Origin of the sequence: Rhodopirellula baltica SH 1, from assembly GCF_000196115.1 — a bacterium.
GTDB classification, from domain to species: Bacteria; Planctomycetota; Planctomycetia; order Pirellulales; family Pirellulaceae; genus Rhodopirellula; species Rhodopirellula baltica.
Window position 1 is genome coordinate 2,882,655 of sequence record NC_005027.1, and the last position, 16,553, is coordinate 2,899,207.

Sequence of the window (16,553 nt, forward strand, 5' to 3'; positions counted from 1 at the left end):
GCTGGTTTGCATGAACGAAGCCATTCCTGCACCGAGCGATCTCCTTCTTCCCGACGATCCGACGCAGTCACTCGATGTGATTGCGGTCGGGGCTCACCCGGACGACGTTGAGTCGGCCTGCGGTGGAACGCTCGCGAAAATGGTCCACCAGGGCTATCGCGTCGGCATCATCGATTTAACCGATGGTGAACCGACACCTCATTGCCCCGACGTCGAGACTCGAATGGCGGAGTCGGTCCGAGCCGCCGAGTGCCTGGGGGTTCACGCTCGAATTCAACTGAACCTACCCAATCGAATCTTGATGGATGGTTTTGTTGCAAGGATTGCGCTTGCTCGGCAATTCCGACGGTTTCGACCTCGGATCGTGATTGGGTTTGGCCAGAAAACGCCGATGGCGTCACCGGATCACTGGCAAGCGATGCAGATCACCGATGCGGCCGTGTTTTACAGCCGATTGTGTCGTTGGGACGAACACTTCGATGGAGTGCCCGTTCACGCGGTCGCTCGCCAGCTGTACTTCCGTTTGGCGTTTGAACCGGATGTGATGCCCGGCGAGTCCCATCATCTGATCGTCGACATCGGCGATTGTCTGGAACAGAAGCTGGCTTCGATCACTGCCTACGACAGTCAATTCGCCCACAAACCCAAGATCGCCGAGCGGGTGCGTGCGGCGGCATTGGTCACCGGGTCACAAGCGGGATGTTGGGCCGGAGAAGCGTTCGCCTCGGCTCATCCCTATTCGGTCAGCGATCTGGTCAAGACGGTGATGAATTTGTAGTCGGATTGCGCTGAACATGGACTTCGGCGGCTGGTGCTGTTCGATTCAGCGGTGGTTTGTCACAATCGCGACCTCGGATGGTGAACCCCGCGTCGCGAAAATGGGTCGTGGGTAACGCCGAAGCCCTCGCTCCCCACACCGACAACTGCTTTCATGACGCGTCGTCTGCTCGTTACCGCTGCATTGCCCTACGCCAACGGCCCGATCCACATCGGCCACTTGGTGGAATACCTGCAAACCGACATTTGGGTACGGTTTCAGAAATTGCGAGGCAATCGTTGTTTGTACATTTGCGCCGACGACACACACGGCACCGCGATCATGATCCGTGCCCGCGGAGAAGGCCGTTCTGAAATTGAATTGATCGAGGAAACGAGCGAAGCTCACCAACGCGATTTCGCGGGCTTTGGAATTGAATTCGACCACTACGGCAGCACCAACAGCGAAGAAAACCGGACGCTTTGCCATCAAATTTGGAAATCACTTCGAGACGCGGATCTGGTCGTCGAGCGGAGTGTGGAGCAACTCTACGACCCGGAAGCCGAGACATTCCTGGCCGATCGTTTCGTTCGTGGCACATGTCCCAAATGCGGTACGCCCAACCAAGCAGGCGACAACTGCAATTGCGGACACACTTACAGTCCCACCGAACTGATCGATCCCGTCAGCACACTCAGCGGTGCCACACCGATCATCAAAGAAGCCGAACACCTGTTCGTGGAATTGGAAAAACTGCACGACTTCCTCTCCGAATGGGTGTCCAACTCGGGTGCGTTGCAACCAGAAACCGCCAACTACTTGAAAGGTCATTTCCTGGCCGATGAGCTTCGCGACTGGGACATCAGTCGACCCGCTCCATACTTCGGATTCGAAATTCCCGATGCACCAGGTAATTACTGGTACGTATGGTTCGACGCTCCAATCGGATACATCGCCAGCACGCAGCAGTGGTGCGACGCCAACGGTGAAGACTTGGCCGATTGGTGGAAAAGCGATGACTGCGAAGTCCATCACTTCATCGGCAAGGACATCACTTACTTCCACACGCTGTTTTGGCCGGGCATGCTCAAGACCGCCGGCTTCTCACTGCCTACCAAGGTCCACATTCATGGATTCCTGAATGTGAACGGCAAGAAGATGTCCAAGAGCGATGGAACGTTCGTGAAAGCTGAAACTTTCCTGAAACACATCGATCCATCCGCACTGCGATATTTCTACGCCACCAAGTTGTCTTCGCGAGTGGAAGATTTGGACCTAGGAGTGGATGAGTTCGTCGAGAAGGTGAACTCTGACCTGGTCGGCAAAGTCGTCAACCTCGCCAGCCGTGTTGGCAAATTTGCCAGCCGCACGGGATTGGCACCATCGTATCCCGAGGATGGTGGGCTGTTCCAAGCCGCAGCCGCGAAAGGTGACGAGATTGCCTCCGCCTATGAAGACGGTGAATTTTCCAAAGCGATGCGTTTGATCATGGAATTGGCCGACGCGGCAAACCCGTTTGTCGAACATGCCAAACCATGGGAAATGAACAAAGCCCCGGAACGACAAGACGAACTGCGAGACGTTTGTACGGTCGCATTGAATCTGTTCCGACAATTGGCCGTTTACCTGGCCCCTGTCCTTCCCGAACTGGCAAAAAAATGTGGTGACTTGCTCGGAGAACCGATCACGTCATGGGAACAAAGCCAAACGCCACTGGTCGACCGTGGCGTCAACAAATTTCAACGTATGATGGACCGTGTTAAAACTGAGGATCTCGAAGCGATGATGGAAGAAAGCAAAGACGAAGCAGCTCAAGAAACGGGTGCCGCTGCCACCAACCCGTTCAACGACAGTGATCAACCACTCAAGGATGAACCACTCGCCGATGAAATCACGATCGACGATTTTATGAAGGTCGACTTGCGTGTCGCTCGAGTGCTTTCCGCGGAACATGTGCCAGAAGCCAACAAGCTTTTGAAGTTGACCTTGGGTTTGGGCGGCGATGAAACCCGTCAAGTTTTCGCCGGAATCAAAGCCGCGTACGACCCCGAAAAGCTGGTTGGTCGATTAGTCGTGATGGTCGCTAACCTCAAACCACGAAAGATGCGTTTTGGTTTGAGCGAAGGCATGGTCACCGCAGCGGGCCCCGGCGGCGAAGAAGTCTTCGTCCTTGGAATCGACGAAGGCGCACTGCCTGGTCAACGAGTCCACTGACCCCAGTGTGGCATAGGTTTCCAGCCTGTGAAAAAGAACGCACCAAGCAAGCGGCTACTCCCCTCAACCATCACCCTCACTCTGAGGAGGCCGTGCAGTTTTTAAAACTGTTGTATTGCCATGCTTTTATCATCACCTTCCCCTTGGGAGGGTCGAGCAAAGCGAGGGGAGGGCTCGGCATTGAATCCAGCGAGTAACCCTCCCCGGCCCGAAACGGTCCGCCCCTCCCAACGGTAGGGTGAAGTAAAACTGCACGACCTTCGCGAGGGTGAGCGAAGCGAGTCGAAGGACGAAGCAACGCCGCACGACCTCCGTCACTGAAACGCCTTGCCCCTTTTGAGACCGACAACCAGTGAAAATTTCCGCGATGAAAATTCTCATTGTGCATTGTCATTTCGAACGAGGCGGCGTGACCCAGGTGGTGGACAACCATGTTCACTGTCTTCAAGGGTCGGACGAAATTGACGAGGTCGCCCTTGTCAGCGGACCTCGACAATCGGGGTTGCAGGAAACGACACGCTCGTCGGCTTCCATTTGGCGCATTGCGTCACTGGAATACGATTCACTTCGCGACACGTCACTGAATGTTGATGAGCAAGCTCAAAACGATAAACAAGCCCAGCACACCGCTCGAGAAATTGATGAACGATGCCGTCAGGCGGGTTGGACTCGTCAAGAGACCGTCGTCCACTGGCACAACCACAGTCTCGGCAAGAACGCGGCATCGCCGTTGGTGATCAAACATCTCGCAGATTTTGGCTACTCATGTTTGCTGCAAATTCACGACTTTGCCGAGGACCAGCGTCCTCAAAATTGGGCTTACCTGAAACAGTCCCATGGTTGCGAGAAAGCGAGCGAACTCGACGCGATCCTCTATCCACATGGGGACCGGCTTTCCTACGCAACGCTGACGACAGGTGATGCCGAAACGTTGGTGCAATTTGGAATCCATCGTTCTCGCGTCGATGTCTTGCCCAACAGCGTCCGTCTTCCCACTGATGAGCTGCCTGAATTCGAAGTCGCAACTCACAAAGTTCAGCGTGCATTTGATTTGCCCGCCGACTTTCGTTGGATGTTGTATCCCGTCCGCGGCATTCGACGAAAAAACCTTGGCGAGTTCTTGTTGATGTGCCAATTAGCTGGTCGCCCCACGATCGGTGCAATGACATTGATGCCAGACACTCCGATGGAAAAGAGGTCTTACGAGAGATGGCAAGCTGTCGCTGAGCGGTGCGTCGAGAACGTCGTTTTCAATGCCGCACACCACGAGGACATTCAGTTCGTCGACAATTTATCGGCCGCGAGCGTTGTCGTGTCGTCCAGTGTGGCGGAAGGGTTCGGGATGGTCTTTCTCGAACCATGGCTAGCATCTCGAAGCGTTGTTGCAAGAAATCTACCGGGCGTGACCGGTGACTTCATCAACCACGGAATGCGTTTGGAGCACCTCTACGATGCGGTCCAAATTCCCGGATCGCACTCATGGCTCACCGAGGCGAATCGCCAGTTCCAAAATGCGAAGACAGACGCTTGGAAAGATGTTCGCCGAGACGTTGAAACCGCGCTATCGCCTTCCGCGTCGGACCAATCAATCAGCGATGCGAATGAGTGGATCGACTTCGCTCGACTAACACCAGCGATGCAGATCGAAGTGCTCGTGCGTTTCAACACCGACTCCGGATTTGCAAAGGAAGTTCGCGATCGGAATGCGGCACTGTGCGATGCATTGGTGACCGACGCCCGTCCCGAAATAATCGACTACAACCGAAACATTGTTGCCGCGAACTTCGGACCGGAAAACCAGAAGCAGCAATTGCTGAACGCGTATCGAAAAGCGATCAGCAACGAAAGCATTCCGGGGACCGGAGTTCAGAACGACCAAACCATGTTGGAGTTGGTCGAAAATTCGCGGCCGTTTTATCCGTGCCGCGTTGAACAACTGGACTGAACGACTCAGCGACGTGAGTTGCTGGTGCGGCCTGCCATTTGTTTGCCCTTGGGTCGAACCAAGAACACCTTTGGATCATCGACGATGAACGAAGTACTCCATCGACGTCCATCATCCGCACTGCAGATGTTGTAGAAGAACGTCCGCATGCGTTCGGCTTCGTAACCGTACGGGAATTGACTGGTGATGTAGTCTTCTTCCGTCAGATCTTCCACACCTGGCGATGCGTAGTAGTGCACCATGCCATCAGGCGTGACGCTGATTCCCATCGTCCACCAACCGGTCGTCGTGATCTGTGGTCCGCGGAAGTCAGCTCCTCGTTGGTTGCTACGAACTCGCAGGTAAGCGTAGTCCTCGCTACGACTTCTGCTATCTGCCTTGCTCTCAAACTCGATGAACATTCCGGGCCAGTAAATTTCGTTGCCCATCTCTTTGCGTTTGAGTTTGAAGAAGCCGGTCTCTTGCTCGATCATTGCCGTCGTTTCGAGAGCCAAACGGAAACCAAAGTGTGGTCCGCTGCGTTTTTCCCACTCAACCACTGGCGGCAAGAACACTCGAGTTGTGACGCTGGGCACCTCAGAAACATCGATGCGACGCTTGAGTCGATACTGAACGTTGGCGATAAAGTCATCTTGGTGCATCGTGCCGCTGGCATTCCCAGGGATGCCAGTGAACTTGCTCCGCATCAGCAGGGCGCCTTTGCTGCCGGGCAATCCGCCCGCAGGAGTGGCAACTCGCTCGACCACGTCCGGATGGCCGCGTTTGATGCCTTCGTACCAACGGCCATTGGTGCTTTTCCCCATCGGAGCACGTTGATTTTCATCAATGTCTTCCGTGCTCTTTGGGTTGTTCGGCACATACCGCCAAGATTCGTCTTCGAAGTCATCGGCCACGCCAACGAGCTCAATGCCCGTCCCGGGAACGACCGGCCGTTGTGCGTTGGCGTCTCCACCGCACACACTTACCAAAGCTGCGACTCCTGCGACGAAGGCGGATCGCCAACGGCGTGCCACCGGCTCCTGATTTTCCACCGGCTCCACAGTTCGCAGTGCGAAATGGCCGACCCAACGGTTGGTGTTGCTCTGCATTGCTACTTCCGTCACTTCCGTTCCCAAAGGATTGAAATGGACATGGATCGCGGCCTGAACGACGGTGTCGTGGGCGAAACGATGATCCATGACGGAGGCCCCCCTCCAATCGGAACAATCGGCAAATTTTGACCGCCACTCCAATCGATCCGGTTCAGGCTGGGAAAGTTTTGCGGCGGGTCACTCCGATCAATCGGGATTGCCAGGGACTCCAAACGTCACAATCGTTCCCACCCTCACAAACCATCTCGTGCAACGATGGACTGCTCCAGAACGCCGGATTCCGAGACCGAATTGCTCGAAATTCGCAGGAACGGGACTATGGTTGTTTGTGTCGGAGGGACGCACTCTGCACCATGACTTACCCAAATATTAAGCGTCCCCCCGTGCGAGGCGGGGTCGGTTCTTCGGAGCCGGCCTCGCCTTTTTTCGTGGACCTCGGATGAAAGTGTCCGGCGAACGGCGAGAAGCCAGGCGAAACGCTCAAATGCTCGCACATTCGGGATTTTCGTTGACGGGAGACGGTGAGTCGGTGAATAATAAGAATCCGCGAAACATTCGTGTTTCGATCCTTTTCGGCCGTGCTCTTCTCACCGAAGGTGTTCCGTTGCGACACGTCACAACGACCTCGTCCCCATCCAATTCAACTGGCCCCATCGCTGCCGCTGCGCATTTGAATTCAGCGCACTCGGTTCCAGATGCAAAAGGTCAGGTTTACAACCATCAACGCGCCAGACAAATTTGGATTCTGTGCGTGGTCATGGTGCTGTGTTGGCTGTTCAGCGGAATCGCATCGGGCCAGAAATACGAGGTGATCGACTCGCCGGCGGCTCAGCTGAGTCCCGAACAAATTGCTGGCTACGAGCGTGCGACCAAAACTTTGTCGTCAACGCGAAAGAAAGAGCAACTGACGGATGACGTCCTGAGGGGCGCGACGATTTATGTGGAGCACGTCGTTCCTTACCAGATCGTCCGCAAAGAAAACCTGAACAAAATGGGTCCAATGCTGGCTTCGCTTGAGAAGTCCCTCACCAACGCTCAACGCATCAATAATCCTGGCAAGACTGAATTGCTGAAGAGGATCTACAACGGAATGAACAAGGTTGCGACAGGCAACCACATTCCTGCCGCTCGTATAAATGCGATCTTGGTCTTGGGACGACTTGATAGCAATCCTTACGATGGAGCGACGGGTCGTCCGCCAGTGCCATTGGCCGCGGGTTTTGCACCTCTGTTTAACACGCTTGTCGGACTGTACGAAAACGAAGAGGAAGTCGACGGCGTTCGTGCGGCCGCTTTGCAAGCTTTGCATCGAACTGCGATGTACGGATTCTCTTCGCTGAAGGATGCACCGAAAGCCAAGCTGACGCAGCTGATGACGGATTTGCTCGATGCACCGGCCCCCGAAGGTCGTGACCCTAAAGCACATGCTTACTTGCAGCGATCGGCGGTCGACATTCTGCATTACATCGGCACACCTGACGACACATCGCTCGGCAAGCAGTTGATTTCGATCAGCACCGACGAAGAAAAGCCCGACCTGATCGCGCTGTATTCGGCCGCTCAGTTGGGCGACATGACGACCCAACTCAAAGGACAAGTCGCCGACACAGACGGCGTTTTAAAAAGCTGGTCGCGACGAGCTTTCGACACCGTGGAGTCAGAACTGAAACGATTGCAGGCACGCGATCGGAATACCACGATGACAGTGAAGCAGCCGCCCAATCCTGAAACATTCCTGGGCGTCAAAGAAGAGAAGAAAAAGAAGAAGGACAAAAGCCGCGCCGGCGGGAGCATGATGGGCGGTGGAATGGGTATGGGGATGGACATGGATATGGGAATGGGGATGGATTCGATGATGGAAGGGGGAATGGACATGGACATGGGAATGGGCTCCGACATGATGATGGAAGGAGGCATGGGAATGGGCATGGGAATGGGAATGATGGGCGGAATGCCGGCCGCGAAACCCCAGCCACCCGAAGTCTCACTTTCCCGCCGACGAATCACGTACGTCCTGCAACAAATCATGCAAGGTGCCGTTGGATCACCCGAAGCTGAGATCCCGAAGAACCCCCGCGGTTTGATCGCGGCTGCTTCGGACGAAGACAAAAAAGTCTTGACGTCATGGGTCGATGACATTCGCCCGATTGCAGAAGCCATCAATGACGATCAACTGGACGACAAAAAGAAGTGGTTGGACTCCCTCGAAGAGCAACGCGTCTCCCTGGCAAAATTGGCGGGTGTCGAGCTAACAGATGAGGATGAAGAAGGTGACAATTTCGATGGTATCCTCGGCGGCGGATTGCCAGGCATGGGCGGGGGTGGACTACCCTCCGAACAGCCAGCCGGTGCCGGACTTCCAAATGGTGCACCTGCGGGAGCAGCAGGTGACGCCGGTTTGCCAGTGGGCGGTGGTTTGCCGGTGAACTGAGCGAACCCCGACGATAGAAAAGAAACCCAACGCGAGGTTGATAGCAATGTGCTCATCAACCTCGTGTCGTTATGGGGTAGGCCACTGATTGACAGACAACGGTGTCTGCCAATCATGAGGAGCCTACTCTCAGTAACACGCAAAGCTTTGCGAACCGAAACGACCACCTCGTCGATGTCTGATGACATCCATATCGGGTCGGCTCAATCATGACGATGCGAGTGTCTCAAGGTCCGGAGACGGCATCTCAATCGCTGCCCGTCATTCGCAACCACCGCTTCGCATGCTTCTCCTCTTCACACTCTCTTTTCCGACAATGGATTTGGAACATGAATCGCACCACTGAAAATCTGGGCGCAAACCGCACTTGGAACCTCGCCTACGCCACATTCACCGGATTGACCGTGGCAGTCTTAGGATTGTCGTTCACTTCCCAGTCTCGTGCAGAGGAGTGGAAACAATGGCGAGGTCCAGACGGTAACAATCACGCCGCGGCAGATGCGGACGCTCCCGTTCGATGGGATTTGGAACGCGGCGAAAACGTTGTTTGGAAAACTGCGATTCCGGGTCGTGGGCATTCGACGCCGATCGTTGTAGGCGAGCACATCTTCCTGACCACGGCGGTGGCAGAGGACGAGACACAACGGCTCATGAAATGCAATCGATCGGATGGACGAATGGTCGATAATTGGATGATTCATCGCGGAACATTGCCGGACCGGATTCACTCGAACAATTCCTATGCCTCGCCGAGCGCAGCCTCGGATGGACAGAACGTCTACGTTTCGTTTCACACCGACGACGCGATCGTGGTGACATCGCTCAGTCTGGATGGCAAACGAAATTGGCAGAAGAAAGTTGCCGACTTTCGTCCCTCGCGTTTTCAGTTTGGCTACGGGGCCAGCCCCATCCTGGTGGACGATTTGTTGATCGTCGCAGCGGAATATGACGGTGCCGACAGCTGCCTTGCTGCTCTCGATACGCGAACGGGTCGGATCGCTTGGCGAGTCGAACGCCCCTCCAACCTAAATTTTGCGACTCCGATTGCGACCACAATCGGCGGTCAGCACATGGTGCTGCTGTCTGGTGCCGACATGATCAACGCCTATGATCCCGCCACGGGCAAAGAGTTGTGGCGTGTCGACACGGCCACCGCCGCGATCTGCGGCACGGTGGTTTGGGACGATCGTCGAGTGCTGACCAGCGGCGGTAACCCTGGCTCCGGCACCTGGTGCATTCTCGGTGACGGCAGTTCCAACAACGTGCAGTGGGAAAACAATGTGAAGTGCTATGAACAGTCGTTGTTGACCATTCCCAACTACGTCTTCGCCGTGGCCGACACGGGCGTCGCCTACTGTTGGCGGACAATGGACGGGAAACAAATGTGGCGCTCGCGATTGTTTGGTGGTGGAATCAGCGCATCACCCGTCTTGGTGAACAATCGAATTTACGTTGGGTCGGAAGAAGGAAAGATTTTCGTCTTCAAAGCCAGCCCGGACCGCTTTGATTTAGTAGCCGAGAACAACACGGGGGATTCTATCTTCGCGACACCTGTTCCGGTCGATGATCGCCTGCTCATTCGTACGGGCGTGGGCAAAGGTGCTCAGCGTCAGGAGTACTTGATCGCGGTGGGCGTTCGCTAGCGTCAATTGCCTCCCGGCGCGACTGCGTCAGTCTGCCCCGTCAGAGTGATTTGGCAGACTTTTCCGATCAGGCAAATTTTTCTAAAGAAATTACCTGGAACGGTCGATGGACTGGCTATGCCACATTCCGATCCACACGACCGCATTGCTCCGATTGGACAAGTCCAGATCGCTCGCTCGTTGACGCGGTGCTTGTTGATTTGCGTGCTCGCCAGCACGAGCGGTTGCGTGGCATTGGGCGTTCCCAGCAAACGAATGCACGATCCCGACGACCATGGTGGGTTGCTTGGTGATTGGCGTCGCGGGCGTCCCCACACGGCCGCTCAGCACACTCAAAGCCTGATCGAGGATGGAGCGGTCGTCGTCCCCACGGACGGACACGGGGTCATGTGCGCGAGCACCGGGCCAATGCATCAGGGAGATGTTGGTCAGGTTGGTTCAGGCGTGATTGACGGAGTCATGCCTTTGGACCTGGATCCGGTCACCGGTGGCGTTCATGCTGAACCGGAAAAGCCACCCGAGGTGCCTTGGCCGCGTTTTCATCCGGTGCCGACTCGTCCGGTCTTTGGCGGCGGCTTGGTTGCCGATCCGCACGCGGGAATCTAGGCTTGGCGGCTGTATTCGTTGAGACCTGTTCCGTCCGCCCATCCTGACGCCGATCCGCCATCCATGACGCCTCTGCAAAGCCTGTTTGAATCCCTTCGTGGTCAAAACCGCAAAGCCTTGATGCCGTTCCTGACGACTGGCGACCCAAACATCGATACGACGGAAGCGGTGATCGCGGCAGCACGCCAAGCCGGGGCAGATTTATGCGAAGTCGGTGTCCCCTACAGCGACCCGATTGCGGATGGCCCGGTCATCCAAGCGTCTTACCAACGAGCACTCGACGCAGGATTCAAACTTCAACACGTTTGGGATCTGGGTCAACGTCTGACCGAAAATCCCAAAGTCAAAGCGATGCCGCGTGTCACGATGGTCAGCTACTCGATCATCTACCGAATTGGCATGGCCAAGTACGTCGACCAGGCAATGCAAGCCGGGTACTGCGGCGCGATCGTGCCTGATTTGTTGGTCGAAGAAGCAGAGGATCTGAGCAAAATCTGCCGTGAGAAGGGATTTGATCTGATCCAACTGGTTACACCGACCACAACCCGAGACCGCCAATGCCGCATCGCGGAATTGTCCAGCGGATTTCTGTACTACGTTTCCGTGACCGGGATCACCGGTGAGCGAACCGCCTTGCCGACCAACTTGGTGGACAACGTCGGATGGCTGCGTGAGCAAACTGAATTGCCCATCTGCATCGGTTTTGGAATCAGCGGTCCGGAAACGGCCGCACAACTCGCACCTGTTTCTGATGGCCTGATCGTCGGCTCAGCCATCGTCCGGCGTGTCGCCGACGCGGTCGAAAAGGCGAAGAGCTCCGGAGCTGATCCGGTCAAGACGGCCGCAGAAGAGGCCGGTGATTTCTGCCATTCATTGCGACAGGCAATCGACGCGGCATAACACTCGCGATTTCACCATCCGCGAAGAATGCGGATTGGCGACGAGTGGTCGGGAAGTGCTCAAGCCGGATGCAAACGAAACCTGCTTCAGCGATTTGGTGCTCGCCATTGAACCGGACGATCAGCCGTTGAAAAACTTGGCTGATTCGCGGCTGCTTGAACTGACGTGGCCGAATTCATCCCACCATTGGTCTGAACTGCGACGTTGCCTTGAAACGAGTCCTGAGGCGATTGGACGGGCGCCGAGGCGGTGTTCCACTGCAACACTTGAACAGCGGGCGGAGCCGAGGGCATCAATTGACTGACAGGCAATTGCCCGGGCAACGAAATCGAACCAACATTCATTTGCGGTGCGACATTGTTCGCTCCCATCATGTTCGTTGACGGATACGAGTTCGGGTATGCGTTCGCGGCCTGCGGGACATAGCCCGGAGGCGGAGGAGCTCCGGTCAGGTCGATCACCGGCATGCCACCGCTGCGAACTCCACTGGAAGCATCCGATGGCGCTGGCATCATAGGATTCGATTGAACCGCGTTGGTTTCCACCCACTGTTGGCTCGCGTTTTGAGCGGCGGGTGTCATCGAGCCCGGCATCGTTCCGCCCGCCTGCGCGATACCGGACCCAATCGAGTCGTTGGAGTTGTGACTCATCGGAATCACGCTGCCGGGAGTTGTGTTGTAGGTTCCCGAGGGTGCGTAGTTAGCTGCTGCTGCGGGTGTTCCGCTGACTTGGCCATACGACCCCGTCGCGGGTGGTGGAACGCGGGCGGAGGCACCGAACGGGCCAAGCGTTGGCAGCGTCGGGTTTTGAACCGGAGCTTGGCCGGGCTGAAGCATGCTGATCGGGGCACCGTTGGTCCCGTTGGTTTGCTGGCAACCGGTCAACAGACCGAGCGCGGTGACCGCCGAAAGGCCGGCACAGGTCCGCCCGATAGTTTTCTTCGCCATCCAATTGAGTCGCATCTTGGAACGCCCGATTGCGTGTCATCTGCTTATGAAAAACGGCAAGGCGGACGCATGTCGTCGCTTGCCGCATCGGGCTTTAACAAATTCGCGATCTTTTTCGAAAGACCGGAATCACAATCGAGCGTCCTTCATCGGATGCCGCAATTAACTCATGAAAGAGCAAAAATCGCACGGAATTACGAGCGATTGGACTGTTGAGATTCCGTTTCCTCGCGGGGCACAATTTTGGCTTTTGGTTTTTCCGTGACCGTTCCGGGCACCAACCACGGGCCGCGACTGTTTTCTTGAATCAACCGCATCAGCTCGTCACTGTCGATCGCTTCGACCTCCAGCAATCGCTGCGTGACCGCCTCCAAGACGTCACGACGCTGTTCCAAAATCTCTCGCGTATGCACCAGCATGTCATCGACAATGCGTGAAACTTCTTTGTCAATCATCTTGGCCATCTCATCGCTGTGCATGATTTGGTATTCGCCACCACCGGATCCAGCGAGGAATGGGCTGCGCGTGTTGCGGCGAAGATTGATTCGCCCCAAACGGCTCATTCCATAGTCCATCACCATGCTGCGGGCCGTTTCGGTGCAGCGTTCCAAGTCGTTCTGCGCTCCGGTGCTGATGTCTTGGAAGATCATTTCCTCGGCCAAGGTTCCGGCCAACATGACTTTCATTTGGCTCTCCAGTTCGCTCTTGGTCATCAAGAAACGCTCTGACTCGGGACGCTGCATCATGTAACCGAGCGCCGCCAAACCTCGAGGAATAATACTGACCTTGTGCACTGGATCCGTGTTGGGAAGTGCCGCAGCGACGAGTGCGTGACCGGACTCGTGATAAGCCACGCGAATTTTTTCGTCCTCATTCATCACCCGATTTTTCTTTTCCAACCCAGCGGTGACACGCTCAACCGCCTCGTTGAACTCCTCCATCGCCACAGCGGGTTTGCCATTCCGAGCGGCCAGCAAAGCAGCTTCGTTGACCAGGTTGGCCAAGTCGGCCCCCACGAAACCGCTGGTGATCGACGCGATGCCTTTCAGCTCCACTGTCTCATCGAGTTTGACGTTCTTGACGTGAACGGCGAGGATTTCTTCGCGTCCTGCAACATCGGGACGATCGACCAAGACATGACGATCGAAACGCCCAGGACGCAGCAACGCTGGGTCCAGGGTTTCTGGACGGTTCGTAGCCGCAACGACAATGACGCCCGAATTGGAATCAAACCCATCCATTTCGACCAGCAAAGCATTTAGCGTTTGCTCGCGTTCATCGTGTCCACCAACAACGCTGCCGCTTCGGCTTTTACCGAGTGCGTCCAATTCGTCGATGAAGATGATGCATGGTGCGCGATTGACGGCTTGGGTGAACATGTCACGTACTCGAGCAGCACCGACGCCGACAAACATTTCGACAAAGTCACTGCCTGACAGACTGAAGAACGGCACACCGGCTTCACCCGCGATCGCTTTGGCCAGCAATGTTTTACCGGTGCCGGGAGGTCCGACCAACAAGACACCTTTGGGAATTCGGCCGCCGAGGCTTTGATACTTTTCGCTGTTTTTTAGAAAGTCAACGACTTCGCGAACTTCATCGACCGCCTCTTCGATGCCAGCGACGTCCTCAAACGTGGTCGGCAAGTCGTCTTCGCTGTAGAGTTTGCCGCGGCTTCTTGAGAATGACATCGGCGAACCAACGCCGCCCATTCGTTTAAGCATCACGATGCCGAGCGCGACCAATACCCCGATCATCAACAACTCAGGCCAATGATTTTCCAGGAAGCGGCTGGGGCGATCGTTGTCCCATTTGACGCCCGATTGCACGAGCAAATCTTCCAACTCGGCCGCGATTAGATCGTTGGGATATCCGCGAATCGTCAGAAAGGTGACCTCTTCTGCTGGTTCCTTCTCGCTCGGATGGTTCTTCACAAACGACTTGAAGTGGACCTTCCCGGTGATTCGATCGTCCGCGACGAAGATGTTGTCGAGCCGACTGAATTCGTGCCAAACGTCTTCCTTCGTGCTGCTGGGAACGACGATCTTCGGCACCGGAATGTCGTTGGCCGGATCACCGCTGATCAATGCTGATGAGGATCTCGAAATTACCGAGGACTCCGGTCGCGATTCGCCGTCCACGTTCGCTGCTGCGTCACCGGATTCCGAAGCAGATCGCTGGGCCTCGAGCATCTCTTGGCGTTCGGCCGACATCGCCAGCAATTCTTTCAAATGCGGGTAGGCCAAACGTCGGCGATTGTCACTGAAGAGGAACGCGCTCAGCACGACTGCGCCGGTGACCGCCAGCAAAACCAACCAAACATTTCCTCCGCCTCGATTCTCGGACGATCCACCGCGTTTCGACTTGGGTTCGTTGCTCATTGCGTTCCAATTGTCTTTGTTTCGTTGATAACGGCTAATTCAGCCACGGTTCCACTATTTCTTCTGCTCGTCGACTTCCCAAGGCACCACTTCCCGCGCGGCATGAAAATATGGCTTCGCGACGCGTCTGGGTGACTTATTCGGATTGTTCTGGCAGGTCCGTTCCCCCATGATACGGCCCCTGACACCCTGGACAATCATTCCCGTGACATCGCCCCAGCCCATCTCCTCAGAAACGGAACCAACAGTGCCGGCCGAATCCATCTCCGCGGACTCGGTCCCCGATTTCCGTTCGACCAATCGCCCCGTCAGTCGCGTCGCGGTGCTGGGAGCAACGGGAAGCATCGGCGTGGCGGCATTGGACGTGATCGAAAACCTGAATCGATGTGACCCAGATTTCGCCTGGGAAGTCTCGAGCATGTCCGGACACTCCCAGATCGATCCGCTGATTGAATTGGCAGGAGGCTGCCACACGCCACCGAAATGCGTGGTCGTTTCGGATGCTGAAATGGAAGCTCAAGCCGCCAAAGCCCTGAGAACAGCATCCACACAAACCAGTTCACGACTGACGGAGCGTTGTCGGTTGGACGTTGGGCCGGACGCATTGGTTCGAGCCGCCACGGAAAATGACGTTGATGTGGTGGTTGCCGCCATCGTCGGACGGGCCGGTTTGGAATCGACGTTGGCGGCCGTCCACGCGGGAAAACGAGTCGCTTTGGCAAACAAGGAAACCCTCGTCGTGGCTGGCCCGGTCGTCACGCGAGCGGCAGCGAACAACGGCGCTCAGTTGCTGCCGGTGGACAGCGAACACTCTGCGATTTTTCAGTGTTTGGCTGAATCACGGGCTCGCCAGAGCCAATATGCCACGGCGAAACAATCAATCCAGCCAGAATCCGTGAGGGCAACGGATCCGCCGAGCTCAACGACTGATTCCCCGGCAAAGACACATTGGCCGGGCGTCCGGCGGCTCATCTTGACCGCCAGCGGAGGCCCCTTTCGCGACTGGACGACTGCCCAAATGCGAGAGGCGACGATCGAACAAGCTCTCGCTCATCCGACTTGGAAAATGGGTGCGAAAATCACGATCGATTCAGCCTCGATGATGAACAAGGCCCTCGAGGTGATCGAAGCCAAATGGCTATTCGACGTGCCGGCGGACAAAATCGAAGTCGTCGTTCATCCGCAGTCGCTAATTCATTCGCTCGTCGAATTCGAAGACGGCAGTTTGATCGCCCAGGTCAGCCCGCCCGACATGCGAATTCCGATTCAATACGCCCTAACATACCCTCGCCGATTGCCTTGCCCCGCACCCGAGCTCGATCGTTCTCAGGCCTGGGACATGTCCCTTTGTCCCGCCGATCCCGACCGTTTTCCCGCTTTGGCACTCGGTTTTGAAGTCGCCCGCGTCGGCGGCACGGCCGGAGCGGTGGTCAACGCCGCCAACGAAACCGCAGTCGACCTGTTCCTGCACGGCCAAATTCGCTTTACTGACATCCCTGAAATTTGCCGCCGAACCCTTCTGGATCACGACCACGAATCTTCGCCCACACTCGAACGGCTGTTAAAATTGGACGTTTGGGCACGTGCTCGAGCCCGGGAATTGGCTCAAATTTGATGTCGTCACCTTCGGAAAGACGG

The 16,553-nt window shown here is 56.1% G+C and carries 11 protein-coding genes; 8 read left to right on the forward strand and 3 right to left on the reverse strand.

The features are described 5' to 3' along the window. Window positions 1-10 precede the first annotated feature (10 nt). The 3 genes from RB_RS11140 to RB_RS11150 all read left to right on the forward strand — a co-directional run bounded on the left by RB_RS11140 (window position 11) and on the right by RB_RS11150 (window position 4,916). On the forward strand, window positions 11-778 hold the full coding sequence (locus RB_RS11140; protein ID WP_007325025.1) for a PIG-L family deacetylase: 768 nt from the start codon (window positions 11-13) through the stop codon (window positions 776-778). 153 nt (window positions 779-931) lie between these two features. Further along, window positions 932-2,971 carry a methionine--tRNA ligase gene (gene metG / locus RB_RS11145; protein ID WP_011120499.1) on the forward strand — a complete coding sequence of 680 codons (2,040 nt, stop codon included), beginning with the start codon at window positions 932-934 and terminating at the stop codon, window positions 2,969-2,971. Window positions 2,972-3,338: 367 nt separating this feature from the next. Next, entirely contained in the window at window positions 3,339-4,916 is a 1,578-nt protein-coding gene (locus tag RB_RS11150; protein ID WP_193427771.1) for a hypothetical protein, read from the forward strand. A 5-nt stretch (window positions 4,917-4,921) separates the two neighbouring features. Here RB_RS11150 and RB_RS11155 read toward each other — a convergent pair whose 3' ends face one another. Then, window positions 4,922-6,094 carry a hypothetical protein gene (locus tag RB_RS11155; protein ID WP_011120503.1) on the reverse strand — a complete coding sequence of 391 codons (1,173 nt, stop codon included), beginning with the start codon at window positions 6,092-6,094 and terminating at the stop codon, window positions 4,922-4,924. Window positions 6,095-6,446: 352 nt separating this feature from the next. Here RB_RS11155 and RB_RS11160 point away from each other — a divergent pair, with 352 nt between their 5' ends. From RB_RS11160 to trpA, 4 genes are all read left to right on the forward strand, one after another. Continuing rightward, entirely contained in the window at window positions 6,447-8,438 is a 1,992-nt protein-coding gene (locus RB_RS11160; RefSeq protein ID WP_011120507.1) for a hypothetical protein, read from the forward strand. Window positions 8,439-8,767: 329 nt separating this feature from the next. Then, window positions 8,768-10,081, forward strand: coding sequence for an outer membrane protein assembly factor BamB family protein (locus RB_RS11165; protein ID WP_231846407.1), 1,314 nt, complete (start codon window positions 8,768-8,770; stop codon window positions 10,079-10,081). Window positions 10,082-10,198: 117 nt separating this feature from the next. Then, window positions 10,199-10,687, forward strand: a complete 489-nt coding sequence (locus RB_RS11170; protein WP_011120511.1) for a hypothetical protein — start codon at window positions 10,199-10,201, stop codon at window positions 10,685-10,687. Window positions 10,688-10,750: 63 nt separating this feature from the next. After that, entirely contained in the window at window positions 10,751-11,587 is an 837-nt protein-coding gene (gene trpA, locus RB_RS11175) for a tryptophan synthase subunit alpha (protein WP_164921878.1), read from the forward strand. An 86-nt stretch (window positions 11,588-11,673) separates the two neighbouring features. Here trpA and RB_RS11180 read toward each other — a convergent pair whose 3' ends face one another. Then, on the reverse strand, window positions 11,674-12,534 hold the full coding sequence (locus tag RB_RS11180; RefSeq protein WP_231846408.1) for a hypothetical protein: 861 nt from the start codon (window positions 12,532-12,534) through the stop codon (window positions 11,674-11,676). A gap of 194 nt (window positions 12,535-12,728) precedes the next feature. Beyond that, complete coding sequence (gene ftsH / locus RB_RS11190; protein ID WP_011120515.1) at window positions 12,729-14,915, reverse strand: ATP-dependent zinc metalloprotease FtsH; 2,187 nt, start codon at window positions 14,913-14,915, stop codon at window positions 12,729-12,731. Window positions 14,916-15,162: 247 nt separating this feature from the next. Here ftsH and dxr point away from each other — a divergent pair, with 247 nt between their 5' ends. Then, on the forward strand, window positions 15,163-16,530 hold the full coding sequence (gene dxr / locus RB_RS11195) for a 1-deoxy-D-xylulose-5-phosphate reductoisomerase (protein WP_164921880.1): 1,368 nt from the start codon (window positions 15,163-15,165) through the stop codon (window positions 16,528-16,530). Window positions 16,531-16,553: the final 23 nt, after the last annotated feature.